21 protein-coding genes and 1 pseudogene are annotated in these 26,564 nt (G+C 70.1%); 10 read left to right on the top strand and 12 right to left on the bottom strand.

Features of this window, described 5'->3' with window-relative positions; translation table 11 throughout:
• Positions 1 to 10: 10 nt before the first annotated feature.
• The 4 genes from ACWEKM_RS16665 (at position 11) to ACWEKM_RS16650 (ending at position 3,539) form a co-directional block, all read left to right on the top strand.
• Positions 11 to 1,516 (top strand): HAMP domain-containing sensor histidine kinase, encoded by a 1,506-nt coding sequence (locus tag ACWEKM_RS16665; RefSeq protein ID WP_451621935.1) that lies wholly within the window; start codon positions 11 to 13, stop codon positions 1,514 to 1,516.
• On the top strand, positions 1,513 to 1,881 hold the full coding sequence (locus ACWEKM_RS16660) for a hypothetical protein (RefSeq protein WP_451621895.1): 369 nt from the start codon (positions 1,513 to 1,515) through the stop codon (positions 1,879 to 1,881). The genes ACWEKM_RS16665 and ACWEKM_RS16660 overlap by 4 nt, the downstream gene beginning before the upstream one ends.
• Positions 1,878 to 2,066, top strand: a complete 189-nt coding sequence (locus ACWEKM_RS16655) for a GNAT family N-acetyltransferase (protein ID WP_451621894.1) — start codon at positions 1,878 to 1,880, stop codon at positions 2,064 to 2,066. The genes ACWEKM_RS16660 and ACWEKM_RS16655 overlap by 4 nt, the downstream gene beginning before the upstream one ends.
• A gap of 204 nt (positions 2,067 to 2,270) precedes the next feature.
• On the top strand, positions 2,271 to 3,539 hold the full coding sequence (locus ACWEKM_RS16650; protein WP_451621893.1) for an ArgE/DapE family deacylase: 1,269 nt from the start codon (positions 2,271 to 2,273) through the stop codon (positions 3,537 to 3,539).
• Positions 3,540 to 3,567: 28 nt separating this feature from the next.
• Here ACWEKM_RS16650 and ACWEKM_RS16645 read toward each other — a convergent pair whose 3' ends face one another.
• The gene (locus ACWEKM_RS16645) at positions 3,568 to 5,388 is read right to left on the bottom strand and encodes a phosphatidylglycerol lysyltransferase domain-containing protein (RefSeq protein WP_451621892.1); all 1,821 of its coding nucleotides are present in this window, start codon (positions 5,386 to 5,388) and stop codon (positions 3,568 to 3,570) included.
• A gap of 278 nt (positions 5,389 to 5,666) precedes the next feature.
• Entirely contained in the window at positions 5,667 to 6,011 is a 345-nt protein-coding gene (locus tag ACWEKM_RS16640; RefSeq protein ID WP_451621891.1) for a hypothetical protein, read from the bottom strand.
• 82 nt (positions 6,012 to 6,093) lie between these two features.
• Here ACWEKM_RS16640 and ACWEKM_RS16635 point away from each other — a divergent pair, with 82 nt between their 5' ends.
• From ACWEKM_RS16635 to ACWEKM_RS16625, 3 genes are all read left to right on the top strand, one after another.
• The gene (locus ACWEKM_RS16635) at positions 6,094 to 6,924 is read left to right on the top strand and encodes a M55 family metallopeptidase (protein WP_451621890.1); all 831 of its coding nucleotides are present in this window, start codon (positions 6,094 to 6,096) and stop codon (positions 6,922 to 6,924) included.
• Between the two features lie 379 nt (positions 6,925 to 7,303).
• A complete protein-coding gene (locus tag ACWEKM_RS16630; protein WP_451621889.1) occupies positions 7,304 to 8,344 on the top strand; it encodes a LacI family DNA-binding transcriptional regulator in 1,041 nt (346 codons plus the stop codon).
• 196 nt (positions 8,345 to 8,540) lie between these two features.
• Positions 8,541 to 11,402 carry a protein kinase domain-containing protein gene (locus ACWEKM_RS16625; RefSeq protein ID WP_451621888.1) on the top strand — a complete coding sequence of 954 codons (2,862 nt, stop codon included), beginning with the start codon at positions 8,541 to 8,543 and terminating at the stop codon, positions 11,400 to 11,402.
• 128 nt (positions 11,403 to 11,530) lie between these two features.
• Here the strand turns inward: ACWEKM_RS16625 and ACWEKM_RS16620 are convergent, their stop codons facing one another.
• The 6 genes and pseudogenes from ACWEKM_RS16620 to ACWEKM_RS16595 form a co-directional block, all read right to left on the bottom strand.
• Positions 11,531 to 12,355 carry a phosphotransferase gene (locus ACWEKM_RS16620; RefSeq protein ID WP_451621887.1) on the bottom strand — a complete coding sequence of 275 codons (825 nt, stop codon included), beginning with the start codon at positions 12,353 to 12,355 and terminating at the stop codon, positions 11,531 to 11,533.
• Positions 12,336 to 13,244 (bottom strand): aldo/keto reductase, encoded by a 909-nt coding sequence (locus ACWEKM_RS16615; protein WP_451621886.1) that lies wholly within the window; start codon positions 13,242 to 13,244, stop codon positions 12,336 to 12,338. The genes ACWEKM_RS16620 and ACWEKM_RS16615 overlap by 20 nt, the downstream gene beginning before the upstream one ends.
• Positions 13,241 to 14,434 (bottom strand): cupin domain-containing protein, encoded by a 1,194-nt coding sequence (locus tag ACWEKM_RS16610; RefSeq protein WP_451621934.1) that lies wholly within the window; start codon positions 14,432 to 14,434, stop codon positions 13,241 to 13,243. Before ACWEKM_RS16610 ends, ACWEKM_RS16615 begins: the two co-directional genes overlap by 4 nt.
• Before the next feature lie 16 nt (positions 14,435 to 14,450).
• The gene (locus ACWEKM_RS16605) at positions 14,451 to 14,597 is read right to left on the bottom strand and encodes a hypothetical protein (protein ID WP_451621933.1); all 147 of its coding nucleotides are present in this window, start codon (positions 14,595 to 14,597) and stop codon (positions 14,451 to 14,453) included.
• Between the two features lie 314 nt (positions 14,598 to 14,911).
• Positions 14,912 to 15,274: pseudogene (locus ACWEKM_RS16600) on the bottom strand (DUF7848 domain-containing protein); the annotation flags it as partial.
• A gap of 102 nt (positions 15,275 to 15,376) precedes the next feature.
• Positions 15,377 to 16,189, bottom strand: a complete 813-nt coding sequence (locus ACWEKM_RS16595) for a TauD/TfdA family dioxygenase (protein ID WP_451621885.1) — start codon at positions 16,187 to 16,189, stop codon at positions 15,377 to 15,379.
• A 167-nt stretch (positions 16,190 to 16,356) separates the two neighbouring features.
• Between ACWEKM_RS16595 and ACWEKM_RS16590 the strand changes: the two genes are divergently transcribed.
• The gene (locus tag ACWEKM_RS16590; protein WP_451621884.1) at positions 16,357 to 16,833 is read left to right on the top strand and encodes an NUDIX hydrolase; all 477 of its coding nucleotides are present in this window, start codon (positions 16,357 to 16,359) and stop codon (positions 16,831 to 16,833) included.
• A 144-nt stretch (positions 16,834 to 16,977) separates the two neighbouring features.
• On the top strand, positions 16,978 to 18,036 hold the full coding sequence (locus ACWEKM_RS16585; protein WP_451621883.1) for a helix-turn-helix domain-containing protein: 1,059 nt from the start codon (positions 16,978 to 16,980) through the stop codon (positions 18,034 to 18,036).
• Positions 18,037 to 18,783: 747 nt separating this feature from the next.
• Here the strand turns inward: ACWEKM_RS16585 and ACWEKM_RS16580 are convergent.
• Positions 18,784 to 20,091, bottom strand: a complete 1,308-nt coding sequence (locus ACWEKM_RS16580) for a hypothetical protein (RefSeq protein WP_451621882.1) — start codon at positions 20,089 to 20,091, stop codon at positions 18,784 to 18,786.
• Between the two features lie 845 nt (positions 20,092 to 20,936).
• Between ACWEKM_RS16580 and ACWEKM_RS16575 the strand changes: the two genes are divergently transcribed.
• Positions 20,937 to 21,989: an SAVED domain-containing protein gene (locus ACWEKM_RS16575; protein ID WP_451621881.1), complete on the top strand. Its 1,053-nt coding sequence runs from the start codon at positions 20,937 to 20,939 to the stop codon at positions 21,987 to 21,989.
• A gap of 88 nt (positions 21,990 to 22,077) precedes the next feature.
• Here the strand turns inward: ACWEKM_RS16575 and ACWEKM_RS16570 are convergent, their stop codons facing one another.
• The 3 genes from ACWEKM_RS16570 to ACWEKM_RS16560 form a co-directional block, all read right to left on the bottom strand.
• Positions 22,078 to 23,700, bottom strand: coding sequence for a ThiF family adenylyltransferase (locus tag ACWEKM_RS16570; protein ID WP_451621880.1), 1,623 nt, complete (start codon positions 23,698 to 23,700; stop codon positions 22,078 to 22,080).
• A 137-nt stretch (positions 23,701 to 23,837) separates the two neighbouring features.
• Positions 23,838 to 24,830: an SMODS domain-containing nucleotidyltransferase gene (locus tag ACWEKM_RS16565; protein ID WP_451621879.1), complete on the bottom strand. Its 993-nt coding sequence runs from the start codon at positions 24,828 to 24,830 to the stop codon at positions 23,838 to 23,840.
• A gap of 849 nt (positions 24,831 to 25,679) precedes the next feature.
• A complete protein-coding gene (locus tag ACWEKM_RS16560; RefSeq protein ID WP_451621878.1) occupies positions 25,680 to 26,402 on the bottom strand; it encodes a hypothetical protein in 723 nt (240 codons plus the stop codon).
• Positions 26,403 to 26,564: the final 162 nt, after the last annotated feature.

The raw sequence follows: 26,564 nt of genomic DNA, 5'->3' as shown, positions 1-26,564 counted from the left end.
CCTGCGGAGGCTGTCGCCCCTGCGCAGGCTGTCCCCCCTGCGCCGGCCCAAGCTGGTCTCGTTGCGCACCACCTTCGCCGTGTCCTTCGCGGCCGTCACCGCCGCCGTCACGATCCTCGTCGGCATCCTGTCCTACGGTGCCGCGGCCCGGCTGGTCCGCGTGGACCAGCAGTCAGTGTTCACCCAGGTCGTGCAGGACGTGCAGGCCGAGGTGCGGCAGCAGGAGATGGTCCCCGACGACTTCAGCTCCACCCGGCCGGGACACGACGTGGTCCGGCCCAGCCGCACCGATGTCCAAGTGCTCGGCGCCCAGGGCCAGATCGTCGACCACGGCAGCCCGGTGCTGCCCGTCACCGCCGAGGACCGGGCGGTCGCCACCGCCCGGGAGGCCGCGAAGACCGTCCAGTACACGGACGTCCGGGTCGGCGAGGACCTGTTCCGGATCGCGACCGTCGCGCTCGGCGACGGGCGGGGCGCGGTGCAGGTCGCGCAGGAGTTCAGCGACACCGAGGACCTGCTGCGGGCGCTCCAGCAGCGCACCCTGATCCTGATGGCCGCGGTCGTGGTCGCCGCCGGGCTGTTCGGCTGGTGGCTGGCCCGCCGCATCACCCGGCGCCTGGTCCTGCTCACCACCGCCGCCGAGGACGTCGCCCGCACCCGTCGGCTGGGCATCGAGGTGCCCGTCGCCGGTCTTGACGAAGTGGGGCGCCTGGGGCGGGCGTTCGACCGGATGCTGGGGCGCCTCGCCCAGTCGGAGGAGGACCAGCGCCGGCTGGTCCAGGACGCCGGCCACGAACTGCGCACCCCGCTCACCTCCCTGCGTACCAACATCTCCCTGCTGCGCCGCATCGACGAGCTGCCGCCCGCCACCCGCGACGAACTCGTCGCCGACCTCACCCAGGAGGCCCGCGAGTTGACCGACCTCGTCAACGAACTGGTCGACCTCGCCGCCGGGCAGTCCGACACCGAGCCGCCGCAGCGGGTCGACCTCGCGGACATCGCCGAGGACGTGGTGGGCCTCGCGCGCCGCCGCACCGGCCGGGACATCGTGCTGCGGGCCGCCGGGGACACCACCACTGACGGACGGCCCGCCATGCTCCAGCGCGCGATCTCCAACCTGGTCGAGAACGCCGCCAAGTTCGACCGCGACAGCGGGTCGCCCATCGAGGTCCAGGTCACCGGCCCGGTGCTCCCCAGGGGCCACGGCGCCGCCCGTGCGGGCGGCGCCGGAGCCGCGGGACCGGTCCGCGTCGAGGTCCTCGACCGCGGGCCGGGCATCGCCGACGGCGACCTGATCCGCATCTTCGACCGCTTCTACCGCGCCGCCGACGCCCGCTCCCTGCCCGGTTCCGGACTGGGCCTGTCCATCGTGCGGGAGGTGGCCATGGCGCACGGCGGGGCTCCGTTCGCCCTGCGCCGGGAGGGCGGCGGCTCGATGATCGGGTTCACGGTGGGCGGGGGGCTCACGGGGGGCACGACGCACGGGGGACATGGGGGACATGGGGGACGCGCGTGACGGGACGCGCCGGGCACCTCGTCCGGGCCGAGCAGGGCCGGGACGGCGGTGCCCCGGGGCCGGGTGTGCGGATCTTCCGGCGCGGGTCGGCGGTGGCGGTCGCCGGCCCCGGACTGTCCGGACGGGACCGGCTCGCGGTGGCGGGCGACCCGAAGGACGCGCTGCCCCCGGTCCGGGACGTGCTCCGGGTGGTCGGGCCGACGCACCGGCCGTTCGGGGACGCGCGGCTGATCGACGCGCCGATACGCGGGACACCCGGGCTGGTGCCCGGCGGCGCCGGGTTCCTGTGGATGGAGACGGCGACGGCACCCGGCGTGGTCACCGGCGCGCGCTGGCCGGTTGCGGGTTCATGGCCGGGGTCGTGACCCATCCGCGGGCCCGCGGCCGGGGGCTGGCCGCCGCCGTGTCCGCGTTCGTCGCCGACGCGCTCGTACGGCGCCACGGCCGCGTGGCGCTGATGGTGGACGCGGACAACGCGCCCGCGATCGTCGCGTACGAACGGGCCGGAATGCGCGGACGTCTGTTCGGGGCGGCGGCCGTGGGGCGATGATCGGGGTATCGGCGGCCCCCCGTCTACTGGCGTCGGCCGTGGGCTGGAGTCGGTCCGTCGGCTGGCGTTGGCCCGCTGACTGGTGTCGGCTCGTTGGCCGGCGTTGGCGTGTCGACGGGTGTCGGTCCGCTGGCTGGCGTTGGTCTGTCGGCTGGTGTCGGTCCGTCGACCGGCCTCGGTCCGCTGACCGGAAGGAGCGTTCGTATGGTGACCGACGTGGAGGCCGCCGCCCTCGGGTGCCTCGACGAGGCGGTCATCGGCCGGACGCTGCCGGAGCTGATCGCAATCCCCAGCGTGACCGGGAGCGCCGCCGAGTCCGAACTCCAGCACCACCTCGCCGGGCGCCTGCAGCGGCTCGGACTGGATGTCGACCTGTGGTCCATGGACCTGCCCGCGCTGCTCGCCGACCCCGCCTCCCCCGGCCTTCGGGCGCCGCGCGAGGAGGCATGGGGCCTGGTGGGGCAGACGACCGGGGACGGCGACGGGTCCACCCTGGTCCTCCAGGGCCACGTGGACGTCGTACCGCCCGGGGACCCGGCCGCCTGGGACGGCGACCCGTTCGTGCCGAGGGTGCGCGGGGACATCGTCCACGGGCGCGGCGCCTGCGACATGAAGGCCGGACTGGTGGCGCACCTCGCCGCGCTGGCCGCGGTCCGAGCGGCCGGGGTACGCCTGCGGGGCCGGGTCGCCGTGCATTTCGTCGTCGGCGAGGAGGACGGCGGTATCGGCGCCTTCGGCACGCTGCGGCGCGGCCACACCGGCGACGCCTGCGTCATCACCGAGCCGACCTCCGGCACCCTGATCACCGCCAACGCGGGCGCGCTCACCTTCCGGCTGACCGTCCCGGGCAAGGCGGCGCACGCCAGTTCGCGAGCGGCGGGGGTCAGTGCGGTGGACGCCTGTCTGCCGCTGCACCGGGCGCTCGCCGGGCTGGAGGCCGAACGCAACCGCGACCCGTCCCCGCTGATGGCCGAGTACCCCATCCCGTACGCGCTCTCGGTCGGCACCCTGCGGGCGGGCGACCGCGCGAGCAGCGTGCCGGACCTGCTGGTCGCCGAGGGCCGGCTGGGCGTCCGACTCGATGAGGAACCGGCCGAGGCGCGCGCCGAGTTGGAGCGCAGGGTGGCCGAGGCGTGCGCCGCCGACCCGTGGCTCGCCGCGCATCCGGCGACCGTGAGCTGGCCCGGCGGGCAGTGCGCGAGCGGGCGGCTGCCGGTCGGGCACCCGCTGCGGGACGAGGTGCGCGACGCCTGCACCGACGTCAACGGCTGGGCGGCCCGGCCGCGGGAGCGCGGCGCGCCCTACGGGAGCGATCTGCGGCTGTACGCCGCGGCGGGCATCCCGACGCTGCAGTACGGGCCGGGCGACGTACGGGTGGCACACAGCGCGCGCGAGCATGTGTCCGTGCGGGAGGTGGTGGAGGTGGCGCGGACCCTGGTGCTCACGGTGCTGCGGGTGGCGGGGACGAGGTGACCTGCGGTGTTCACGGAGTTCACGGTGCTCACGGGGCCGCGGATGGTGAGGAGGAGGTGACCTCCGGGCCCGGCGCCCGCCCGCGCCGGGTCAGCGCGGGCAGGCCGGGCGGGGCGAGAAAACCCTCCGCCCGCGCGCTGGCCAGCCCGATGCGCGGGATGTCGCTGCTCTTGGCGAACAGCAGGAACCGGGGCTCCCACACCGGCCGGTACTTGGCGTTTGCCCGGTACAGGGACTCGATCTGCCACCAGCGCGAGAAGAACGTGAGCACCGAACGCCACAGGCGCAGGACCGGGCCCGCGCCCAGCCGGGAGCCCCGCTCGAAGACGGAGCGGAACATCGCGAAGTTCAGCGACACCCGCCGTACCCCCAACTCCTCGGCGCACAGCAGCAGTTCCACGACCATGTACTCCATCAGCCCGTTCTCGCACGCCCGGTCCCGGCGCATCAGGTCCAGCGACAGGCCGTGCTCGCCCCAGGGGACGAAGCTGAGCAGCGCCCGGGGCTCCCCGGCCGCGTCCCGGCACTCCAGCATCACGCAGCGCCCGTCGGCGGGGTCGCCGAGGCGGCCGAGGGCCATGGAGAAGCCGCGCTCGGTGGCGCCGTCGCGCCAGTGGTCGGCGCGGTCGACCAGCAGCGCCATCTCGGACTCGGGGATGTCCGTATGGCGGCGCACCCGCACCGTGTACCCGGCCCGCCGGACCCGGTTGTGCGCCTGGCGGACCACGCGCATCGCCCGCCCCTCCAGCGTGAAGTCGGCCAGCTCCACGATGGCCTCGTCACCCAGCTCCAGGGCATCGAGGCCATGCCGGGCGTAGACCGTGCCGGCCTCCTCGCTCGCGCCCATCACCGCGGGGGTCCAGGCGTGCCGGCGCGCCTCGGCGAGCCAGGCGTCGATGGCGCCGGGCCATGCCTCCGGATCGCCGATCGGGTCCCCGGAGGCCAGGCTGACGCCGCCCACCACGCGATAGGTGACGGCCGCCTTGCCGCTCGGCGAGAACAGGGCCGACTTGTCCCGGCGCAGCGCGAAGTAGCCGAGGGAGTCGCGTGCGCCGTGCAGCTCCAGCAGCGCCCGCAGCCGCGCCTCGTCCGCCGCGCCGAGCAGCGCCTGCCCGCGCGGGGCACGGAAGCAGGCGTACAGGACGAGCAGGAACGTCGCGGCGATCAGGACGTTGACGATGACGTCGACCCAGCGGGGCGCGTGCACGGAGTCGATCCGGTCGGAGAGCGGGCCGACGCTGACGCCACGCAGCAGGGTGTACGCGATCCGGTCCTGGAGGCTCGCCCCTGACCGGGTGTTCGTCTCGCTCACCAGCAGCGTGCCGAGGGTGCCGCTGACCAGGATGCCGCCCGCGCCGACGGCCAGCGCGAGCCGCGGGTTGGAACGGTCGCCGATGGCGTCGAACTCGCGGCGGCCGAGCAGCAGCGCGGCCACGAACAGGCCGGTGAGCGCGGCGGAGAGCCAGTTGAAGAGATGCCTGCCGTAGGCGTCGGTGGTGAGCGCGAGCACGTAGAGGCTGCACAGGGGGCCGGCGAGGAGCAGGTTGAAGACCCAGGCCGCGCGCTTGCGGCGGCGCATCACCACCGCGAGGAACAGCGCCAGCGCCGCCGAGACCAGGCCCGCGGTGGCCAGGTACGGCGTGAAGAACTCGCCCGCGTTGTGCTCGTGCACCTCCTCGCGGAACGGCAGCGACACGACCGCGGCGATGTTGAGCCCGGCGAGCAGCCGCAGGTACCAGACGGTCGCGGCGGCGGCCCGCGCACACAGCCGGGCGGGCACGGCGGGCCGGCGGCGGTTGTGCCGGACGGGGAGCTGCGGGGGAGTCAGCGTCGACTGCTGTGCAGGCATGGTGACCGGTGACCTTGGGGACGGGGACGGGGGCGGGGGCGAGGATGAGGAACGGGGATGGGGATGAGGGGGCGGGGACAAGGGGCGGGGCTCATAGACCCTACAGTTTGTAGGGTAAGAAAAGGGTGAGCGGTACGGGATCGTCGGCTGGGACGCGCGTACGGCTGCGGTACGCCCATGTCCCGGCCGCGCCCCCGACGCCACCGCACTGCGGTGCCGGGCCCCCATATTGCCGTGCTGAGTCTCCGCACTACGGTGCCGGGCTCCGCGCTGTGGCGCTATGTATCCGCATCCGCATCCGCATCCGTGTCCGCATCCGTGTCCGTGTCCGTACCGCGGCGCGCCGCCGTCAGATGCCATGCCAGGTTGCCCACCGCCGCCCCGGCCGCCACCACGGCGACGATCACGCCTCCGGTGGCCAACCCGTCGCTGAACAGATGCGGCCGCCGTGCCAGGCTGTGCAGCCCGAAGCCGCACAGCTCGTACACCCCCACGGCGGCGATGGCGAGGCTCACGACGAGCAGGGCGATGGTGGGCCCGAGACGGCCGGCCGCCGCCCGCGCGCCCGACTCCGGGCGCCACGCCCCCTGTGTGTTCGTGTCCGCGTTCGTGCCCTGCATCATGCCCCCGTGGAACGAGTCGTACGGCGCTTGGACAGCTGGGAACCTACATCACGTAGGGTCGTTCGGGCCTAGGCTGGGGGTCGTGCGGATCTATATCAGCGTGGACATGGAAGGCATCACCGGCCTCGTCGACCGCGATGACGTTCAGCCCGGCGGCCGGGACTACGAACGCGGCCGGTCGATGATGGCCCAGGACGTCAACGCCGCCGTGCGGGGCACCCTCGCGGCCGGTGCCACCGACGTACTCGTCAACGATGCCCACGGCCCCATGCGCAACCTGCTGCCCGAGTCGCTGCACCCGGCGGCCCGCCTGGTCCGGGGCAGGCCGAAGCAGATGGGCATGCTGGAGGGACTCACCGCCTCCCACGATGCGATGATCTGCGTCGGCTACCACTCCCGGGCCGGCGCCCTCGGCGTACTGAGCCACAGCTTCATGGGTCACGAGATCGAGGACATCTGGCTGGACGGCGGCCCCGTCGGCGAGATCGGCCTGGCCCAGGCCACCGCGGCGGCGCTCGGCGTCCCCGTGGCCGTCCTCACCGGGGACGACGCGGCCTGCGCGGAGGCCACGGCGTGGGACGACCGGATCGCCACGGTCCCCGTGAAGTACGCGCACGACCGCTTCTCGGCGGAGCTGCGCCCCGCGGCGGAGGCCCGGCAGGCGATCGAGGACACGGTCGCCGCGGCCCTCGCGCCCGCTCCGCGGCGGCCGGCCGCCACCACGGACGAGGTGACCCTCACGGTCCGCTGGCAGTCGTCCTCGGTGGCCGCCACCCTGCCGGGCATCCCCGGGGTCACCGCCACCGACAGCCGCACCGTCCAGGCCCGTGGCCAACTGCCCGCCCTCTACCGCCAGTTCGGGATCTGGATGCGGGTGGCGGCGGCCATGATGAACCAGCCGCCGTACTGCTGACGCCCGCCGACGCCGCGCAACGCGCCGACCCCGGCGCGGGGACGGGGACGGGGACGGGGACGAGGCACGTCGAGTCCTCGGGGGACGCCGGTGCGGGCGCGCCGCCGTCGTCGTCGGTGGCGTCGTCGTCGGTGGCGGCGGCGTACCACCACGCGAAGGGCCCGCCCGGCGCGGTCGACGCGCCCTCCTCCGCGACCCACCTCGGCCTTCCCCAGGCGGGGGCCTCGGGCGCTGCCCTCGGGTGCGGTTGTCCGCCGGGGCCCGCCGGGGTGCGCTGGGGCCCCAGGGTCGTCGAGGTGCGCCGTTGGAAAGAAGCCGTTGAGGAGGCGCCGTTGGGGAGAATGGAAGCGGTTCGAAGACGGCGAGGCGGGAGACGGGTATGGCGGGCGATGGCGGTCCGGTGACACTGCGCGGGATCGCGGAACGGCTCGGGCTGCATGTCTCGACGGTCTCCCGCGTCCTCAACGGCCCGTCCGGGGAGCAGGGCCGTGCCGCGTCGGGCGAGACGGCGCGGCGGATCCGCGAGCTGGCCGACGAACTCGGCTACCGGCCCAACCCGCACGCCACCAGCCTGCGCACCCGGCGCAGCAACCTGGTCGGGGTGCTCTTCCCCCGGCTGTCGGAGATCGTGGTGGCCACCATCTACGAGGGTGTGGAGGAGGAGGCGACCCTGCGGGGGCTCTCCACCTTCGTCACCAACACCCACGACGACCCCGCCACCCAGCGCGAGCGGATCGCAATGATCCTGGGCCGCCGGGTGGACGGCCTCATCATCGGCGACGCACACCTGGACGGGGCCGCGCTGGCCGACCCGGCCCTGGACGGCATGCCCTTCGTGCTCGTCAACCGCCGCACCGACACCGGCCATCCGGCGGTCACCTGCGACGACCCCCTGGGCGGGCGACTCGTCGCCGAGCACTTCCTGGCCCTGGGCCACCGTCAGGTGGCCGTCGTCGCCGGTGAACCCTTCGCCAGTACCGGCACCGACCGCACCGCCGGCTTCACCGACCGCTACCGCGAGGCGGGCCTGCCCCTGTCCGCCCACCGGATGCGGCACTGCCGCTTCGACGCGGCCGGCGGGCACCGGGCCGCCGTCGAGTTGCTGAGCGGCTCCGACCGGCCGACCGCGATCTTCGCCGTCAACGACCTCGCGGCGATCGGCACCATCGGTGCCGCCCGCGACCTGGGCCTGCGTCTGGGGGAAGACCTCGCGCTGGCCGGGTTCAACGACACCCCCCTGGCCGCCGAACTGCCCGTCCCGCTCACCAGCGTCCACTCCCCGATGGCCGAGCAGGGCAGACGCGCCGTACGGCTGCTGCTCCGCCGTATCGCGGGCGAGCCCGTCGCCTCGGAGGTGCTCAGGCCCGATCTCGTGGTACGGGCCTCTTCGGGCACGCCGATCGGGCCGGGTCTGCGGTGAGCAGCGGGACGATGTAAGGCCCGCCCCGATCACCAGTCGGTTCACTTCCGTCGTCGGTTGGCTTCCGTCGTCGGTTGGCTTCCGTCGTCGGTTGGCTTCCCTGCGAGGTCAGCGGGCGCCATTGCCCAAACGATTGGCGCAAACGATTGGGTAGAGCATACTGACCACGGGACGCAGGTCCGGCTACAGCGATGGGGTGGGCTTGGTGGGGTGGTTCGGCAAGCTGCGCGGGGCGATATCAGGTCCTCGCGCGGAGGTGGTCGCAGCGCTGCGGGAGGGCAGCGGGCAGGCGGAGTTGACGGGCCGTCAGGGACATGCGGAGGAGGCCGCCGAACGCTACGCGGAACTGGTCGCGCAAGCCGAACGCGCGCTGGGACCGGAGGACGCCGACACCTTGGCGCTTCGGCACCAACTCGCCCACTGGACCGGCGAGTCCGGACAACCGGAAGCCGCAGTGCACCTGTTCGCCCGGCTGATGGCCGACCGGGAGCGGAGCCAGGGACCACGCCATCGGGACACCGAACTGGCCCGGCATCAACTGGCCCACTGGCACGGTCGGTCGGGCCGGCCGGAGGAGGCCGTTCGCCGCTACGAAGCCATGCGCCGGTCCGCCGAGGCGGACAACCGCACCGAGACGGCGCTCACCCTGCTGTGCGAGGTCGGCTACTGGCAGCAGAAGAGCGGCGACAACGCGGCGGCGCTGCGCGCGTTCTCCCAGATGTTGCAGACCGCCCAACAGGAACTCGGCCCCGGCCACCAGCTCGTCAACATCGCCCGCCAGCGCTACGCCGAGGTCGCCGGCGGACTGCCGTTCGGCAACGAGGGCGGCCACGACGGGCTGGAGGACCTCCTCGCGACGGCCGCCGCGGTCGAAGCCGAAGGGGACTTCCGGCGCGCGGGCCGGATGTACGGGCAGATCGCCGCGCGCTCCGAGCAACTCTACGGGGCGGACAGCTCACAGACCCTCTCCGCGCGCGTCCAGCAGGCGAAGGCGGCGGTAGCGGCGGAGGACCACGCGACGGCCGTCGACTGCTTCGGAAAGGTGCTCGCCTGCATGGAGCTACGGGGCCAGGGGCCGGGTTCGCCGGAGTACGACATCCTCCGCGGACAGCGCGACGAACTCGCCCGGACGGCCCGGCGCCCGATGCTCCGCATCCATGAACGGACCGCGACGCTGTTGGGCGAGACCGTGCAGGCCGCGCCGGAGACGGCATGCGCGGTGCTGGCATGCGAGGCCGGCGCGCCCGAAGCGCCCCGCCTCGCGGTCGTGAACGACGGCCCGGACGACGTGACATGGCGCGTATGGAACGCGGAGCACTGGGCGGCCGTGCTGCGGGGCCTGTCCCGGCAGGGGTGTGAGGCGACGGCCCTCTGCTTCGCCCGCGGCGACCTGCGGCCGACCCCCGAAGAGGCCACCGTGTGCGAGGGGTTGGGGCTGCCGGGCGTCTACGTATCCCGCCTGAGCGACGAGAACGTACAGATCGAGGCGTACGTCTTCCAGGACGGCGAACCGGTGACGGCACGGGTCGTCGTGGTGAAGGACGAGCAGCCCGCGACCGGTGAACAGGGCGCTCGGAAGCCGATGTCCGCGGGTGCCGCGGGCGCTGCGGGCGCTGCGGACGGCCGGATCGCGGTGCACCCGCAGGCTGCGGCCATCGGGACCTGGCGGGAGATGGAGCGGGCCCGGCCCACCGCCGGAGCGGACCGGCCACGGGCCTTCGGCACGTACGAGGTGCTGGAGTGCGTCGGCGAGGGCGGCTTCGGGCGGGTCTACCTGTGCCAGGATCCCGACGGTCTGATGGTCGCGGTCAAGACGCTGCACGCGCACCTCGCCGCGGCTCCCCCGATCAAGCGGGGCTTCGCCCACGAGGTGCGGGCGGCCCAGCGGGTCGACGGGCGGTTCACCGTACCGGTGATCGCCGCGGACACCGACGGTTCGACCCCGTGGATGGCGGTGCCGTATGTGGCCGCCCCCTCGTTGCAGGAACTCGTGGAGCGCTGCGGACGGCTGGAGGTCGACCTGGTGCGCACGCTGGGGGCGGGTATCGCCGTCGCCTTGAGCGCCATCCACGCCGAGGGCATCGTGCACCTCGATCTGAAGCCGGCCAATGTGCTGCTGACCGAGGACGGCCCGCGCGTCATCGACTTCGGTATCGCCCAGATCGAACGGCTCACCGAGCCACGGCGCGGCTTCGCCGGCACCTATGCGTACGCTTCCCCCGAGCAACTGCGCGAGCAGCCCACCTTCACCCCGGCCAGCGATGTGTTCTCCCTGGGCACCGTCCTCGCCCGCCTTGCCCTGGGGCACAACCCCTGGGGTCAGGACACGCCGTCCGTGGTCGCGGGCATCCGGGCCGGGACACCCGATCTCGCCGGGCTGCCCGGAGACTTCGTGGAGGTGGTCCGCTCGTGTCTGCACCCCGATCCGGACCGGCGGCCGACGCCCGGTGACGTGGCCGAGGCGCTGGCTCCCGGAGCCGGTGCGGGCAGGATCGATCCGCCGCCGCTGTCGGAGCGGGTGCGGGCGCTCGTCGCGGAGCACGCCACCGTTCCTGCCACACGCCATTACGAGACGCTCGCCCACACCCGGGCCCATGGCGCCGAGGACACCACCTGGGCCGTGCCGCAGGCTGCGACCGCTGCCACCGCTGTCGACGCCGCGGTCACCACGTCCTCGCGCGAGTCGGGCGAGTCGGGCGAGTCGGGCGAGGACGGTGGCGCCGCCGCTCCCCTCACCGCGACCCTCGACGAAGCGGCCGAAGAACTGGCGGCCCGGGTCCTTCGCTGGGAGCGCGGTCAGGAGGGGAAGACCATGGCGCAGACGCGTCGTGGCTGTGGCACCTTTCTCAGCGAGGCTCAGGCGCGGCTGGGCGCGCGCCACCCACTGACCCTGCGCCTGCGGGTGTCACACGCCATGCTCGGCTGCGACCAGCCCGGCGGAGTGCGGCAGGCCGAGCAGGTGGTGAACGATGCCGCTGTCCATCTCGGTGAGGGACACCCCACCGTGCGGGACGCCCGCACGCTGCTGGCGGTGCTGAAGTCGGCAGGCGCGGGGTGAGCGTGGGCGCGGACGGGCGGGGTGTGGTCACGTCCACGGCCGGGTCTGTGGCACGCACACGAGAAAGTCGGCAAGATGCCAGCCACGTTGAAATGATGGCAGCCTGTCGCTGTCCTACGATCGCTTGCTCAATCCAGTTCTGCGGCCAAGGCTCGGAGCGCCGGGACGAGTTCGGGATGGTCCCCGCGTGACGCCGACTGCAGTAGCTCAGTGATGACGATGATCTGTGCGACGCGACCGGTCTCCGTCTTGAGGACAGGGAACGTGTCGCGGACGCGGCTGGCGAAGGTAGGGACGAGCAAGGAGTAAGCCAGCAGCATGGCTGCGTCATAGCCGGCCGGTGCCAGGCCGAAGCCTTCCCAGTCGAGGAGATAGGGAGTGGCGGCTGTGAGGTTGGCGGTGTGCAGGTCGCCGTGGGCCGTCGCCCAGGCTGTGATCCGAGGGCCGGGCACGCCGAGGAAGCGTGGGACGGTGCGGTCCACCCACTCCTGACGGACGGCTACACGGTCCGTGGGGACGGTACTCACGTAGTCGAGGTCGGTGCGGAGGGAGTCCCACCAGGAGGTCGGCGGGTCCGGGTCCGTGCGCAGAACGGGCATGGGGGAGCAGACCGGTTCGGTGACGTACTCGTGCAGTTCGGCTTGGTAGGTGAAGCCGTCGCTGCTTGATTGCGCGCTGTCGTACAGCAGGGGTTTGTGAATGCGTCCGTCGAACAGCGCGGCGGCCCGGCGGTTGCCCTCCCAGATCTTTCCCGCTCCCCTGTCCTGTGGTGCGGAGAGCAGCCTCAGCCAACAGGCCCCCCGGTCCGGATGCTCGGCGCGGCTGCTCAGAGTCCGGCCGTGCCAGCCCCAGAACTCGGGGTCGGCGATCTCGACGCCCAGTGTCTCCGCGGACCGCATGAAGGCTCGGCGCATGCGCTGCTGGTCGGTGGGGTCAGGTGGCGGCGAGTACATCCAGCACCTTTCGCAGCGTGGGGGTCGGGATGGCCGGACTTCGTAGGGCGGCTTTGGCTTCCATCCAGTGTGCCGGGGTAGAGGCGGAGAGCAGAATCCGTGTCACTCCGGGGCATGATGCCGCCGCCAGCAGGCATGCCTGAGCCGTGGAGAGGTGCGGGGCCAGCAGTGCGGTGAGTTCCAGGGTGGCCAGGCACGGCAGTTCGCCGCCGAACAGAGGCGCTGAGGCGTACACCTGCCATCCCAGCTCCGCAGCCTGGGCGATGGGGCCCTCCCCGTCCAGAGCCTGGGTGAACGCGGTTGCGGTGACCAGGGATACGGGCAGTTGGACGGCTCGCAGGTGGTGATGCTCCGTGCTGGTGGCTTCGGAAGCCAGTTGGTGCAGGGCAGAGACGGTCAGGGTGCCGGTGTCGAAGCCGTCCCAGGTGGCGACGCCGTATGCGGTCAGAGTGCCGGCCGCTGCTTCCGCTTCGAAGGCGGTGAAGGCGTCGCGCAGCGCCTCGTACGGGTCGCCGCCGGTGCGCTCGGGGTTGTGGGCGAAGACGAGGTCGAGGCGGTCGCGGCCGAGTTCGGTGCGGTTGCGGGCGCACTGCCAGCGGACGTACGGGGTGCTCAGGCAGTGGCCGTGTTCGGCGTCCTCGATGGTGAGGGCTCCGTAGGAAATGGCGTCCTTGATGGCCTGAGCGGTCAGGAATCCGACCTTGGTCGAAACCGGGATCGGGTGCCGGGCGAGCGTGGGGGCGAGTAGTGACTGGGCTTGGCCACCGAGGTAGTTGGGCGCTGTGTCGATCCATGCATCGGCCGGGCTGGTGGCTGCGCGGACGACGGCTTCGTTCAGGGCGGAAGGGCGGATGCGGTAGGTGCCCAGCCCCAGGGGTGCTGTCCTCATCGCGCGTCTTCTTCCACTGTGATCGCTTGGCCGTCCATCAGCTCCGAGGCGATGGCCGCGACCTCCGCGACCGAGGCTCCGGATGCTGTGGCCAGCTCGCCGAGGGACACGGTGCTGGGCGCGGCGGACAGCAGGTGCTGGAGGAGGGGCCGGGCTTCCTCAGCCAGCTCCCATTCGTTGTCGCAGGCCAGGAAGATCACGCCGTCCCCGTTGGCCGCAGGTTCCAGGTGAGCGCGTGTGGTGGTCAGCCTGATGCGGAGGTCCGGGTTTGCGGGGATGCCGGTGATGTGGGGCAGGCTCGGCCGCAGGCGGGTTACGTCGGTTGCCTCGCGCATCGCCGTGTACCGGTCGATGAGGTCCGGGTTCTCCAGGGCGGTGGTGACTTCCTTGCGCAGCCGTTCCAGGTAGGCGGCCTGTTGGGCGGCTGGCGCGTGGACGGGCAGGTCTTCGCGCAGGTCGTCGTGGCGGCGCAGGTCGTCGGCGAGCCAGGACAGGAGCTGGGCGCCGGTGGTGGTCTGGATACCGAAGGTGAGATGGAGGGAGTGCTCGCCTTCGGAGGCGGCCACCGAGTGCCACCAGCCGCGCGGGAGGTAGAGCAGGTCGCCGGGGTGCAGGACCAGTTCCGTGATCGACTGTTCCGGCGGTGGCTCGGGCTCGTCGGTGTCCTTGTACATGGGAGCGGTGCGAGTGGGGCCGTACAGCTTCCAGCGTTTGGCGCCGTCGATCTGGATGACGATCACGTCGTGGTCGTCCCAGTGCACGCCGAAGCCCTCACGCGCGGTCCACGACGCGTACAGGTTGGCCTGCACGCCCGTGCGTAGCCAGCGCTCCAGTTCCATGGCCGCTCGGCCGACGGGCGGGTGGAGTTCATCGACGGCGTCGATGACGAGGGAGGCGCCCTCGGCTAGGCGGGCGTGCAGTTCGGCGGGATGGAGGCGTTGCCAGACGGTATGCCGGCGGGTGGTGACCGGGGCGGTGTAGCGGTGGGCGGGCAGCATCTCGCCGTCTGTAGAGAGGCGGAAGCGGGGCGGTTCCAGGCGGTGGGTGGCCAGGATGGTGTTGACGTCGGCCCAGGTGATCAAGTCGCCCGGGTGGGAGAGGGCGGCGGGGACGTGGCGGTAGTGGCGGTGGAGCACCTGGGCCAGGAACTCGTCCTGGCCCAGGTGAGCCGCCAGGTTCAGCGGCGACAACGCGTCTCCTCCTGGATCAGTCGTTGCCGTCGGTGCGGCCGGTGCTGCCGCCGTCGGACGGGGTGACGCCGCGCTCGCGGGCGGCCTGGATCCGGCGGCGCGCCTTGACCAGGCCCGACTGGACCGGTCCGGTCGTCGGGGCGGTTGCGGTGCTGTTCGGCATTGGTTCCTCCTGGGTGTGAGAGATGAGGTGCATTGCAGACCCGCCCCGGACGGTGCTCGACCTGTCCATGGGCTCGGGCGGCTGATCCGTGCGGGACGGGGATTGCGGTCCGCCCCTGCCAGGGCTTCTCGGAGTGGGGGAACGTCTCGGTCGGCTACGTTCGGCAGGGACGGGAACTCAGGGGCGGGCCGGGGGGACGCGATCGCGACACCGATCACGAAGCCGCACGACGCGGCGACAGCGAACGATGACCGGGGCCCGCAAAACGCCCCCCGGCCAGGCCGTTGCCCTCGGCATCGTGCGTGCCGCCAGGAATGCCATGGCCGAGTGATGATCTCCTGGTAGGTGTGGTGCGACGGGTGTCGGTCGCAGTGCTTCGGCACCCAGTTCTGGGGTTCGAGGAAGTCATCACTGATCGGCGTTGCCGCGCCGTCAACGGCGCACTGCATTGCGTAGGTGGTCGGTTCCGCGTCGGGTTCGCGGTCCGGTTCGAGCGTCCAGGTCTCGTGCCGAAGGATGGCGCGAGGGTTCACCGTCCCCACCGTCCGTTCGCCACAGCCATCCTGACGCTCGTCTTCTCCCACCTGGGTGGGTTCGCGCAGTTTGTTGGTCGGAACATCCCACTCCAGGCCACCTCTTATGGGGCGGAGCTGCACGTACGGGCCCTCGCTCCCCATGACCCGGCCGATGCAGCCGGTGTGCTTGTCGACCCTCAAGGCCCTGGGCTCGGGCAGGCTGTCCTCAGCCATGGCTGTCACCTCCTCGGAGTTGCGGGCACATCAGATCGAGGGAAGGAGGGCCTCGCTCGTCTTGGGCAGCACGGAGACTGACGGGCAGGGTATGAAGCCGGTCGGAAGGCCGAAGTGGGGTTCTCCCAGGGCCCGCAGGAGCTGGCGGTCCCCGGCGAAACGCGTGCGCGCGTGCAGCCAGCGGTGGTTGTCCAGCAGATAGCCCTGTCCGGCCTGGAGCGTTAGGCGGTGCTGGCTATCAGTGATGGCGCTGCGGAGAACGGGCAGGTACGGCTGGACGACCGGGCTCCAGCGGGCGAGACCGTCCTGGCGTAGTCGTATGGAGATCCGCCCGTCAGCCCCAATGGTGAAGACCAGGGAGGCATGGCCGGTGCCCGCTCCGAAGTAGGCGGTCCGGGGCTGGCTGAGCGCAATCGCCGCTGTGCGGTTCTGGCTGACGAGGCGGGCGTGGACATCGCGTCCGTCAGCGAGGAGCGTCACGCCGCCCGCAGCGGCCGGCTGCACACAGACCACAAGGATCAGACGGGGCGGCTTGGGGGTGCCCGACCTCTCGGTGTGGGCCAGGAGTTCACCGTTGCCGAGTCCGGCGAAGCCGGCGCGGTGTGCGTGGCTGCCCGTGTCGTGGATCAGGGTCAGGCCGTCCGGGGCGCCGTGCGGGTGGGGCGTGATCGCCATCAGCCGGGAGGCGGACACCAGGACCGCTTGCCGTGTGGTCAGTCCGTCGAGGGTGACGAGGCCGCTCTCCCGAAGCTGTGCGGCGATGGCGTCGCTGGCGTGCGGGGCGCGAAGATTGACGTAGTGGTCAGCGAAGAGCCTCTCGGAGCCTGCGGAGGCGTCGAGCATCGCCGTACTCCTTCGATCGGGATCGGTGTGATCAGAGTGGGAGGACAGGGCGGCCGCGGTAAAGCGACTGATTGTCGACTCGGATAAATCGGGCGACGGGGTGGTGGGCTGATGGGAGCGTGCTACGTTCCGATGGCCCGGCTCGCACACCGCAGGACGAGGACGTCATGACGTACACGCCGCCGCTCTGGCCCGTCTCCGTGAAAGGCGTTGCGCTCGACGCGCGTGATCGCGTGTTGCTGTTGCGGAACGAGCGTGATGAGTGGGAACTGCCGGGAGGTCGCCTGGAGATCGGCACGGACGATGGCGTGCAGTTGCCGGACAGCAGTCCGGAGGCGGCGCTGGAGCGTGAGATCCGGGAGGAGACCGGCTGGGATGTCAAGGCGGGTCCGCTCATCGACGGTGGTGTGTGGATCTATCAGCCCATCCCAGGTCGGCGCGTACTGATCGTGACCTACGGCTGCACCGTGCTGACTCCCGACCGGCCCCCGGTCATCAGCCATGAGCACAAGCAACTGGGTATGTTCAGCGCGGACGAGGTGCCCGGCCTGAACGTGCCGGACGGCTACAAGCAGGCCATCGCCGCCTGGTACGGCCGGGGGAACACCGGGTCGGTGTCCCTGGACGACTACAAGCGGACGTAGCCGACCATGGCCGGGAGCGAAGCGGCGACACGAGTGGGGCAGGACCGGCTCCCGCTTCCCCGGCCCTCGGCCCGGCATGCTCAGTGGCACTGGGCGACGCCACAGGCTCAGTCAGTCCTGGCCACAGGGGATCTGGCCGACATCATGCGCTTCTACCGTCGCGTGCACGGACTGAACCAGACGGCGCTCGGCGAACTCCTCGGCTACGACAAGACGTACATCTCGGCCCTGGAGTTGGGGAAGCGGTCCCTCGACGACATCGGCTCCCGCCGCCGGATCTGCGAGGCTTTGTGCCTGCCGCCGCATGTTCTCGGCGTTACCGACCCGACTGACACCGACCACCGGGCGATGCTCCAGTTCGGCGAGTCGACCGTCCGGCTCGCTGAGATCGCCCGCCAGTCCGGGCACGCCTCCGAAGCCGTCTCCGAGCTGTGGCCGCTGGTCGCCCGCCTTGAAGCCCGCATCGAGGACGGGCATACCGAGCGAGACGTGCTGCACCTGCTCGCCCGGGCCCGCGTCGGCCTCGGTGCCGCCCTGGGCAACGTACTGCCGGAGGAACGCCTGGCCACCGCGGCGCACTGGACGGCCAAGAGCCTGGAGATCGCCGAGTACTTCGAGGACGCGCGCATGACCTCGTACGTGCTGCGCATGCACGGCAACGAGCTGCGCAAGGCCAACCTGCGGGGTGCCGCCGTCCGGCGGCTGTGCCGGGCCGCGGCCACCGCTCCGGACGACACCGCCCGCGCCGCCGTCCTACCGCTCCTGGCCCGGGCTGCCGGCGCGCTGCGCAACGGCGAGCTGTTCGACCGGGTGACGCGGGAGACCGATGCCCTTCTCGACGACATCGACCACACCAGTTTGTTCAACCCCTTCTCGCTGCATGAGATCCGGCTGCGCGGTCTCGTCGCCACCGGGCGCACCAGGACGGCCATGCGATTCGTGGAACACAGCCCGGCTCCTACGACCGTCGTGGCCCCGCAATGGAGCGTGATCGAGCTGGTCACCGTTGCCCACGTTCAGCTGCTCGCCGACGATCGCAACGCCGCCGCCCAGTCGCTGGACAGCGCGATTCGGGAGGCGAGCACGCAGCGGCTTCCGCATCAGCTCCAGCGCATCATGCGCACGGCAGGGACCCGGCTGCCTGAACAGCACGCCACAGCCTCTCAGTACCTGGACCGGATACGTAGCGAGATGGCCGCTTGACTCCGGTCGATGAAAGGATCTCCAGCCTCCTTGTCACGTGGTACGGCGGGCTGGGTGGCGGCGATGGTGGCGTCGGGGCCGACGGTCGGGCACCGGGGTTGATGGCACGGGCACCCTGACTGAGACTGTCGCCGTGGTGCCGACGGCGGCAGCTGCTGCGGGAGGGGAAGGCAGGCTCGTACGGCTGGCGGCTGCGACGGCGGTGACCATCCGCTCATCGCCGTTGAGACGCACGCTGCACACGTGAGCACGCTTGCACGGGCCTTCGGTCAGCGCCTGTGTGAGGAATGCTCAGCGGCGTGGCCCTTGCGCTGCCGCGCGGGCTTGTCCCGCTGTGATCCGCCGTGGGGTGCTGCCTCACCCAAACCCCTATGCCCCGGCCACCCGACGGCCCCACCCGGCACATGAGAAGGGCGGAGCCCGAAAGCTCCGCCCGAAACCCTTGAAACCCCAGACTCAGGGCCACACCAAGCAATAAGGCTGATGCCCCGCCTCATGCAACCGATGGCTGAAGTCCTGCCACTCGTGCAGCGAATGGGAGGGGGAGGGGGCTGACCTGGGGGTTCGCAGGGAAATGTGCGTTGACCTGGGAAAACTCCTCTCGGTAGTTCTCACGGGTCAACGCCGTTTCCCGGGCTCATGTGCCCTAGATGTGCCCTCGGCGCTCACTTTCTGCTGGCCGATTTGCCCCGAACGAGTCGGTGCAAGGTCAGAGCCTGGGGTGGCTGATGTTCTGCTTGTTGCGCTTCATGTCAGCTCCGGGCAGCGGATCTGACCGTCGCTCACTGCGTATGTCGAGACCTCCGCCGAGTGCACCGAGATTACGGGATCAGGTCCGCCATGTTCCCGGGCGCGCACCGGGTCCCACAGGTAGAGGACATCGCCATCCGTGCTGAAAGCGAGCAGCGGACGATCGGTCGGGAGCGGCCCGTTGTGCACGGAGAGCTTGCCTTTGAGTGGCTGTACGCATATCCGCTCGCCCTGGATGCCGAAGTAGGAGTCCGGTGCAGTCGCGTTCATTACGTCACGGGCGGCGCGGTGGGCTGCGTCCGAGGTCCGGCTCATGAAAGCAACTCCTCCAGCGACGATGAGCATGACGGCGGCACCAGCCGACACGACGCTCACAATGCTCTTCTCCCAGGCCCAGTGGAAGTGGCGGGCCCAGCCGTAGAGGGCCAGAGGCGGCAGGAGTAGCCCTATGCAGCCGAGCGTAGGCAGCAGTGCAGATGCACCGGTCCAATAGACGGGGGCGGAGACCGAGTCAGCGGGGATTCCGAAAGCGTCCTCCACGTAAAGGAACTGCAAGAACGAGCCCACGAACGGCAGAACCCACGGCAGAGGCAGGACGAGCACAGTGAGCAGGCCAGCGGCGTGCCTGCTGATCCAGGTCTGGCGAATGGCGAACCAGCACCCCCGGGGTACATACCACAGCAGAGCCAGACCGGCGAACGTGAGCAGAACACTTCTGATCTGAGCGGCGACGCCGTAGGGGTTCTGCTGGTGCCACATGTATCCGGGTATTGCGCTGCTGGCGAGGATCAAGGTCCCGGCCGCCCAGCGCAAGGGCCAGGGACGACGCTGGTTGCTCATGTACCAGTTGCCGACGAACCACGCGGCGACGGCGAGTGGCGCGAGCATGGCCAGCTGGCCGACCAAGGAACGGTCGTACGCGAGCCAGCCGTAGAACATGAGCAGGGATGCCAGGGCAACGCGGAGTGCTACCCCTCGACGGCCGTGCCACCAGGGATTTCTGTCCTCCTCCGTCTCATTAGCCTTGGGCCCCACGCTCTTGCGCACGCCGTGGCGGGACTCGTCAAACTCGAAGCCTCCGAGTTGTTGTTGCCCAAGTAGCTCGCGGACCTCCGCTTCTTCGACGGATGGAGCAACACCGATGGTGCGCTGCTCGTCGGCGAGCCCCGACTGGGTACGCAGAGAGGCCAACCAGCCGAGGCCCCGCCTGTTTCGCCAGCTGGACTCCCGAAATACGCGCCAAGTCACCATCGGCTCAGGCGCCTGGGCACGGACGAGAGACCCTCCCACGATGGTCACAGACACGTGCTTGCCCACAACCTTCAGCAGACGCTGGCGGGCACCGGTTTCAGCGCCCCTGCGCGAGCCGGGGAGCCGCACTTCTACGACGTATGCAGCTTGGTCCTCCGGCCGTCCGGGGTCTTCCTGCTCACCGGCTGGCCGGATCGCCCAACCTTGCTGTTCGCACAACCCTTTGGCGAGCAGCTGATCGCGCCCACGCTTCGGAGTCCGAAAGACTAGATCCACTCGCTCGTCGAACTCCGCAACAGGCAAAGTGACTTCTACCTCGTCGACAGGTGCGTCAACTTGGGGTCCGTCGGACGGGGAATCGTCCATCGGTCTGCGTGGATCGGGAACCCCCAACCGTGTCTCCGCTCTCGTCCTCCGTTCGCTATCCGACGACGTAAGACGACGAATGAGTAGCGTGCCGAAGAGCATTGCCATGGCATCCCCTTTGCTGTCGGCGCTATGCCAGCGGATGGGACAGGCGCGCAGTGGGTCGCGGCCGTCCCATGACTCAAGTGCGATCACGGTCGCACGGAGCACTGACAATTCCGCTGAGGCTGTCGATTGGCACTCCTGCCGCCTCGATGAGTCGGTGGAGCAGACCTTCCCGGAGGGCGTGGGCTGTGCCCGAAGCGGTTCTGCCGCGGAAGGATGAACGGAAACGCACTATGGCTTCAGCGGGCGCGCTCCAAGACGGGAGGCAGCGTATGGCGAGGAAGGCTGGCGGGCAGGGCGGCGGGAGACGGGCCATCCCAGCGCCTGTGCGCTTGGAAGTGTGGGTGCGCAGTGGTGGCCGGTGCGCGATCTGTAACAGGTATCTGCTCGACGGTGGGATGACAGGGCGCACCGTGAGGCAGGGGGAGTTGGCGCACATCGTGGGCCAACAACAGACCGCAGGCTCCCCGCGTGGTGAGTACGACTTGGTCGAGCGCGACACCGCCGACAACTTGATGCTGGTCTGTGCCGACGAACACGACGAGATCGACGCTTCCGGCACCCTGGACGTTTTCACCGTGGAACGGCTGCGCGCGCTCAAACGCGCTCACGAGGACCGCATCAAGCACGTCACCGGGCTGGCCGACGACCGGGCGACCACGGTGCTGCGGATGGTGGGCCGCGTGCGCGGCCAGGAAGTCGAGCTGACCCGGCAGACCGCTGCTACCGCGGTGATCACCTCCGGGGACCGGTTCCCGCTATTCCTGGAGTCCTATGAGCGGCACGGCGTGGAGATCGACCTGCGCCACGTGGCGGGCGAGATGACGATCGATCTGCGCGATATCCCCGACGAGGAGACTGGAGGCTCGCCTTACTACCGAGCAGCCACCGCCGTCATCGACGAGGTCATCGATAACCAGCTCAACCGTGGCATCGCCCGCGACAAGATCGCGCACTTGAGCGTCTTCGGCTTCGCCCGGCTGCCACTGCTCGTCTACCTCGGATCCCGTCTGGACGACACCGTGCCCACCGACGTCTATCAGCGCCACCGCGAAGACGAGTCCTGGTCGTGGTCTTCGACAGCGCCGGTGGTCGGCTTCGCGGTCCACCTCGACGTAGACCAGCCGCCCGCGCATGAGGCGGTGCTCGTGCTGAACATCTCAGGCACGATCCAGCCCGACGAGGTCCCACACCAGCTCGCCGGACTGCGCCGGTACCGCATCAGCCCTGTTGGTGTTGCCGCCGCTCCGGACGTGCTGCGCAATCGCGTTTCCTTGACTCAGTTCCAGGAGGTGCTGCGGTCGCTGTTCGCGGATCTGGAGGCGAGCGCCAAGCAGGTGCGGCGCCTGCACGTACTGTTCGCGGTGCCGCTCTCGGCCGGGGTAAGCCTGGGGCGGGTACGCGACCGCCAAGTGCACCCCGCGCTGGTGCTATACGACCGCACGCCGAGCGGATACCGACGAGCCTTGGAGATTCCCTGACACTGGCACTCGCTGGTGATCCCATAGCCAGTTACTGCGTTCCCGTTCGCCTTGACGGCAGCGCATTTTTGAGTGCACATGGGGTCGGTCAGGGCGTGGTCGGTGTCGGGTCGTGGGCCAGGAAATGGTGATGGGGCGATCCGGCGGCGTGAGGAAGCGCGACCAGATGCGTACCCGAGCCGGGAGTGATCAGGTGCATCCCCAGGAAGGACGTCAGTGTTCCGGCGACAGCGGCCAGGTCGGCCGATGACCCGTGGAAGGTGGGCACCGAACAGCCGCGGGTTGGTACAAGTTCGTCGCCGTCCGGGGTGTCCTGCCACAGGCGGTGGTAAAGCTCCAGGACGGGGTCGGCCAGTACGATCTTCCCAGCAGCAGTGTCGATGCTGCTGGGCCCCTGTGCGGTGGTGGGTGCGGAGACACTCAGCAGGCCCAAGGTGCCGGTGCGGGTATCCGTGGCTACTTGAGCCAGGACCGGGTGGGGTCCCCCGCTGGCCGCGAGGCGCTCCAAGATGTGGCCCATGGCAATGCTGACGGTCGCGTCGATAATGACTTCGGCGCCCGCCAGAGCTGCAGCGTCAGGCAGTACGCCGTCGTGGACGTGGATCGCGACCGTGTCATCCACTGCTCGCAGCCGTCGGGCCAGGGCCTGGGCTTTGGAGGCTCCAACGTCAGCCTCGACGTAGTTCTGCCGGACCAACAGTCCGCCAGTGACTGTTCCGGGGTCGCACACCGTCACCTGTGAGGCGCCGGCACGGACGACGAACTCGGCGATCCAGGAGCCAAGGCCGCCGCAGCCCCAGACATGCACGTGTTTCCCCAAGAAGCCGCCGATGAGGCTTCCGTCATCGCGACGTGTGGTCACGGCAGGTCGTTCATCGGACACAGGGCACCATTCGATCAGTAGGTCCGAGCGGATCTGGGAGGCGTCGATGTTCAGCGCGGAACCCTGCTCGCGGGCCATGCGCCGCAGGGCATCCGCGGCGGGCGCGGGAAGACGTGCACCCAAGAGATGGGGCGGGCCGCCCGCGGGGTGCGGGACCGCCAGGATCAGGTACTGCGGTGAGCCGTCGGGGTTGCGGGCCGCACTGGCCGCGAGCGTGGTCAGGATCGCCGGAGACTGGGCGACCGCCTGTGGTGAGCTTTTTCGCTGTCGATCGAACGGAGGGTTGTCCACGTAGGTCAGCAGCTCGGCAAAGGTGGAGCCGCCGCCGAGCGGCAGCGCGCCCGCAATGGTGATTACTGGCACCCGTACGGCTCCGCCTTCCGGGGGCGGACTGTAGGCCAGGTCTAGGCGGTGCTCGGTGCGCGCGATCAGGTAGCCCGTCTGGATTCGCTGGTCGGGGCCGGGAACGCGTACGACCAGTGTCGGGGTTCCAGGCGTTTGGTGAAGCACGCCGCCGACGGCGTGGTACATCGCCTGTGATGCGTTGAATTGGCCCGCTGCCGCGTCGCTCAACCAGGACCACAGCCGGTTTAGAAACGTCCGCATGCCCCCGCGCAGTGGATCCCACTCGCGGGCGGGATCCAGGAAGATGCACAGTCGGCGCCCTTGGAGGACATGCGGGTAGCCGGCGAACCTCCAGTGCTCGACTTCGACGGTGGTTGCGGAGAGCGGTGAGGCCGGCAGGGTCAGGACGAACTCCTCGTGCTCCTGCAGAGCCAAGCCGCCGTCAGCAGTGGTCAAGGGCCCGGTGTGAAGCCGCAGCGTCACCCTGAGCACACCGTTCTGGCCGCGGGCTGGAACTCCCACCAGACGCAGCACGTCCGGCTGTTCGGCCGCGGCCCCGCGCAGCTCGGCCAGGGCCTTCTTCTGCCAGTCCGTCGGTGCGGGTCGGTTCTTGCCGCTGCTCACCCGGCGCGACCAGGCCGCGCGACTGCGGTGACCGTGGTGGCAGCCACGGGGAACTTGGAGCCGCTGGTTGCCGCAACCGGGGCCTTGAACTCGGGGCCGAAAAGGTTCTGCCACAGCCGTAGGCTGGTGTCCTTGTCTTCGGCGTGGTACGCGTCGTGGATCTCGGCGGCGTGCTTGTGGATGCGGTCGCGGAAGTAGGAGTACGTCTTCTGCTCCCAACGATGGTCGAAGGTCAGCCCAGACCCTGAGGGGTCGGCGACCGAGGGCTTGGTCTCGTTGGCCTGCAGATAGGCGTCCAGGTCAGCGACGATGTGCAAGAGCGCAGTGGGCACATCACGGTAGTAGCCCGGATCGGAGAACTTCTTGTAGGCATGAACATGGTTGCCGAGCAGCGTCGTCAGGATCACCGACCGCGTTCCGGTGAACGATCCCTTGTGGTCGCGCAGGAACTTCATCAACCGGATGACCTTGCGCAGATTCCCCTGCGCGATCTGGTCCTGAGTGCGCATCCAAGTGGTGAAGCCCTGCGAGTTGGTGTTCTCCCAGGTGTCCTCGTCGCGGTTGACGATGACCTCTCGACCATCGACTAGCACCACGTAAGGCACGATGTCCACGTGCATGGAATTGCTGTAGACCAGCCGCACACATCGGCACTTACGCGAGTGCGGCATGTCCTTGTAGATGCTGTGCCGATGTAGGGCCGCATACACCTCCTCGATATACGTCTTCGGGCTCTGTGACCAGTCCGGGTTCTCGGCCATCAGCAGCATCACGTCAGCATCGAACTCCGTCCCGCCGACCGGGTCGATGATCGTGCGATGCGCCCATGAGCCCTGCGGAGTCTTGCCTAGGACCAGCGAGCCGATTTCCTCGTCCGCCTTCAACGCCCGGTAGATCGCCTCCACCCTGGTGTCGAGAAGGTCGAGCTTGACTTGGCCCAGGTTCACCGTGGTGCGCAGGAACTCATTGAAATGGTCGGCGAGCTGCATGGTTGTCCTCGGATTCGAACGGGCCGACCACCCCCGGACCGCATCAGACGACGGGAGCTGACGGCGCAACACACTTGCCTCATCCAGCCTAGGCGTCACCACTGACATCACGCCGTCGCCAGCCCAAGCGGCCCCCGGCACCCTCGTCGACGCGAGCACCGCTGGAAGCCGGGCAAGCCCGTCCGAACGCGTCGGTCGTTACCAGTACCTAGCGTCTATAGGCCCAGTCACGGACGCGCGCGAGTTCGGCCGCCCACTTCGCCATCCCGAGCTTCCATGGTGTCCGCTCCACTGCAGCCATCTCCCGCCACAGTGCCTCCGTGGCCAAGCTGAACGCCGCGAGTGTCGCGTGACACGGCCAGTGCAGCGGCGCCAGAGGCCAGAAGCCCACCACACGCCCGATGTGCAAAGTCGACCTGCAACCGGCCGCACGTGACGGGCCCGCCCTGGCATCCCAGGGCGGGCCCCGCCGTACTCAGCCGATGAGCACTGCCGCGGCCTGCTGCGCTGCACCCGACGCCACGCCGCTCAGAAGCGCCGCCAGGAGCGCCCACAGGAGTGGTGAGCGAGAACCCCACGGGTCACCGCTTACGGCCTGTGCGGGGCCTTTAAGGACGTTCACGGTCACGAGTGGGCGCTGGCTGAGAAATCGAATCGAGGCAGGCATATGTAATCCCCCTTGCGGGCTTGATCGTTGACGGTTGCTGTGTCGACACACCGGAACCGTAGACACGATGCGATCCCCGACCGAGAAGCTGGCAATACGGACATTTAAGCCTGATCTCTCTTTAAGAGAGATACGCGCGCGCCCGCGCGCGAAGACATCTTGTGATGCGCTTCACCATGGCTCTACTGCTTGCGTCTGCGGCGCGCCCGCTGTCGGGCCTTTTCCACCGACTTTTTCCGCGACGTGCGCCGCTTCTTCGCCTGCCGCCCCGGAGTTGCCCACTCGTCCCGCCACGGCCCCCTTGCTTGAAGCCAGCGCTGCTCGCGCTCCCGCAGGACGGCGCGCGTACGGCTCTGCCCCGCCTTCAGGCGGAACTCCGTCAACTTCGAATTGCGGGCCGCCTGGTGCGCGACCTTCCGTGCGGTCTCGTACCAACTCTCAACGACGTGCACCGTATATCCGGTCGCCGCCGCAAACTCCACCGGCGACATCTCCCGTCGACGCGCCGTCGCGGCCACGGCTGCTGTGAACTGGGCTAACTCCTGCTCGCGCTCCGTCTGACGCTGCCGCGCCACTCCCACCTGCCGAAGGCGCAAACGTACCTGCTCACATGGCATCGCACGGGCTTGCTCGACCGATACCTCCGCACGCCCCCGTCGGGCTGCCCACTTCGTACACGTGCGCAGCGCGTACCCCGTCAACTCCGCCGCCTCCAGCGGCTCGATGCCCGCCACCGAGGCCAGTGCCACTATCCGTCGTGCCGCCGCAAGATGCCGTTTACCCGCTTCCTTCACTGTCAGCCGGCGTCGAAATATCTCGTCGATCTCCGCCGACAGCGCCGGGCGTTCCTCATGCTCCTCTGCCGCCATGACCAGGGATCTTGCCGCATCGTCCAGCTTTGCCACAGAGAGACGGCCGCCGTGGCCTGTAAGCGGATCGCGGACCTGGAGGCCGAGTTGGTCATCCACTATCGTGCCGCCGAACTGCTGGGCGAGGTGACGTCCCCCCAAGACGGTTCGAAGCCATCCGTGTGATGGATGGCGAGGGACATTCGGTCGAGCGAGCCA

The organism is Streptomyces sp. NPDC004752 (assembly GCF_053601275.1).
Note: the sequence above shows the minus strand (reverse complement) of the source record. Positions and strands in the feature narration are given on the sequence as shown.

What these genes read in the sequence shown, in the direction of transcription:
- ACWEKM_RS16650 (WP_451621893.1), top strand. Translation starts at nt 2,271, where the DNA reads ATGGTGACCGACGTGGAGGCCGCCGCCCTCGGGTGCCTCGACGAGGCG.
- ACWEKM_RS16645 (WP_451621892.1), bottom strand. Translation starts at nt 5,388, where the DNA reads ATGCCTGCACAGCAGTCGACGCTGACTCCCCCGCAGCTCCCCGTCCGG.
- ACWEKM_RS16640 (WP_451621891.1), bottom strand. Translation starts at nt 6,011, where the DNA reads ATGATGCAGGGCACGAACGCGGACACGAACACACAGGGGGCGTGGCGC.
- ACWEKM_RS16630 (WP_451621889.1), top strand. Translation starts at nt 7,304, where the DNA reads ATGGCGGGCGATGGCGGTCCGGTGACACTGCGCGGGATCGCGGAACGG.
- ACWEKM_RS16620 (WP_451621887.1), bottom strand. Translation starts at nt 12,355, where the DNA reads ATGTACTCGCCGCCACCTGACCCCACCGACCAGCAGCGCATGCGCCGA.
- ACWEKM_RS16615 (WP_451621886.1), bottom strand. Translation starts at nt 13,244, where the DNA reads ATGAGGACAGCACCCCTGGGGCTGGGCACCTACCGCATCCGCCCTTCC.
- ACWEKM_RS16605 (WP_451621933.1), bottom strand. Translation starts at nt 14,597, where the DNA reads ATGCCGAACAGCACCGCAACCGCCCCGACGACCGGACCGGTCCAGTCG.
- ACWEKM_RS16595 (WP_451621885.1), bottom strand. Translation starts at nt 16,189, where the DNA reads ATGCTCGACGCCTCCGCAGGCTCCGAGAGGCTCTTCGCTGACCACTAC.
- ACWEKM_RS16590 (WP_451621884.1), top strand. Translation starts at nt 16,357, where the DNA reads ATGACGTACACGCCGCCGCTCTGGCCCGTCTCCGTGAAAGGCGTTGCG.
- ACWEKM_RS16585 (WP_451621883.1), top strand. Translation starts at nt 16,978, where the DNA reads ATGCGCTTCTACCGTCGCGTGCACGGACTGAACCAGACGGCGCTCGGC.
- ACWEKM_RS16565 (WP_451621879.1), bottom strand. Translation starts at nt 24,830, where the DNA reads ATGCAGCTCGCCGACCATTTCAATGAGTTCCTGCGCACCACGGTGAAC.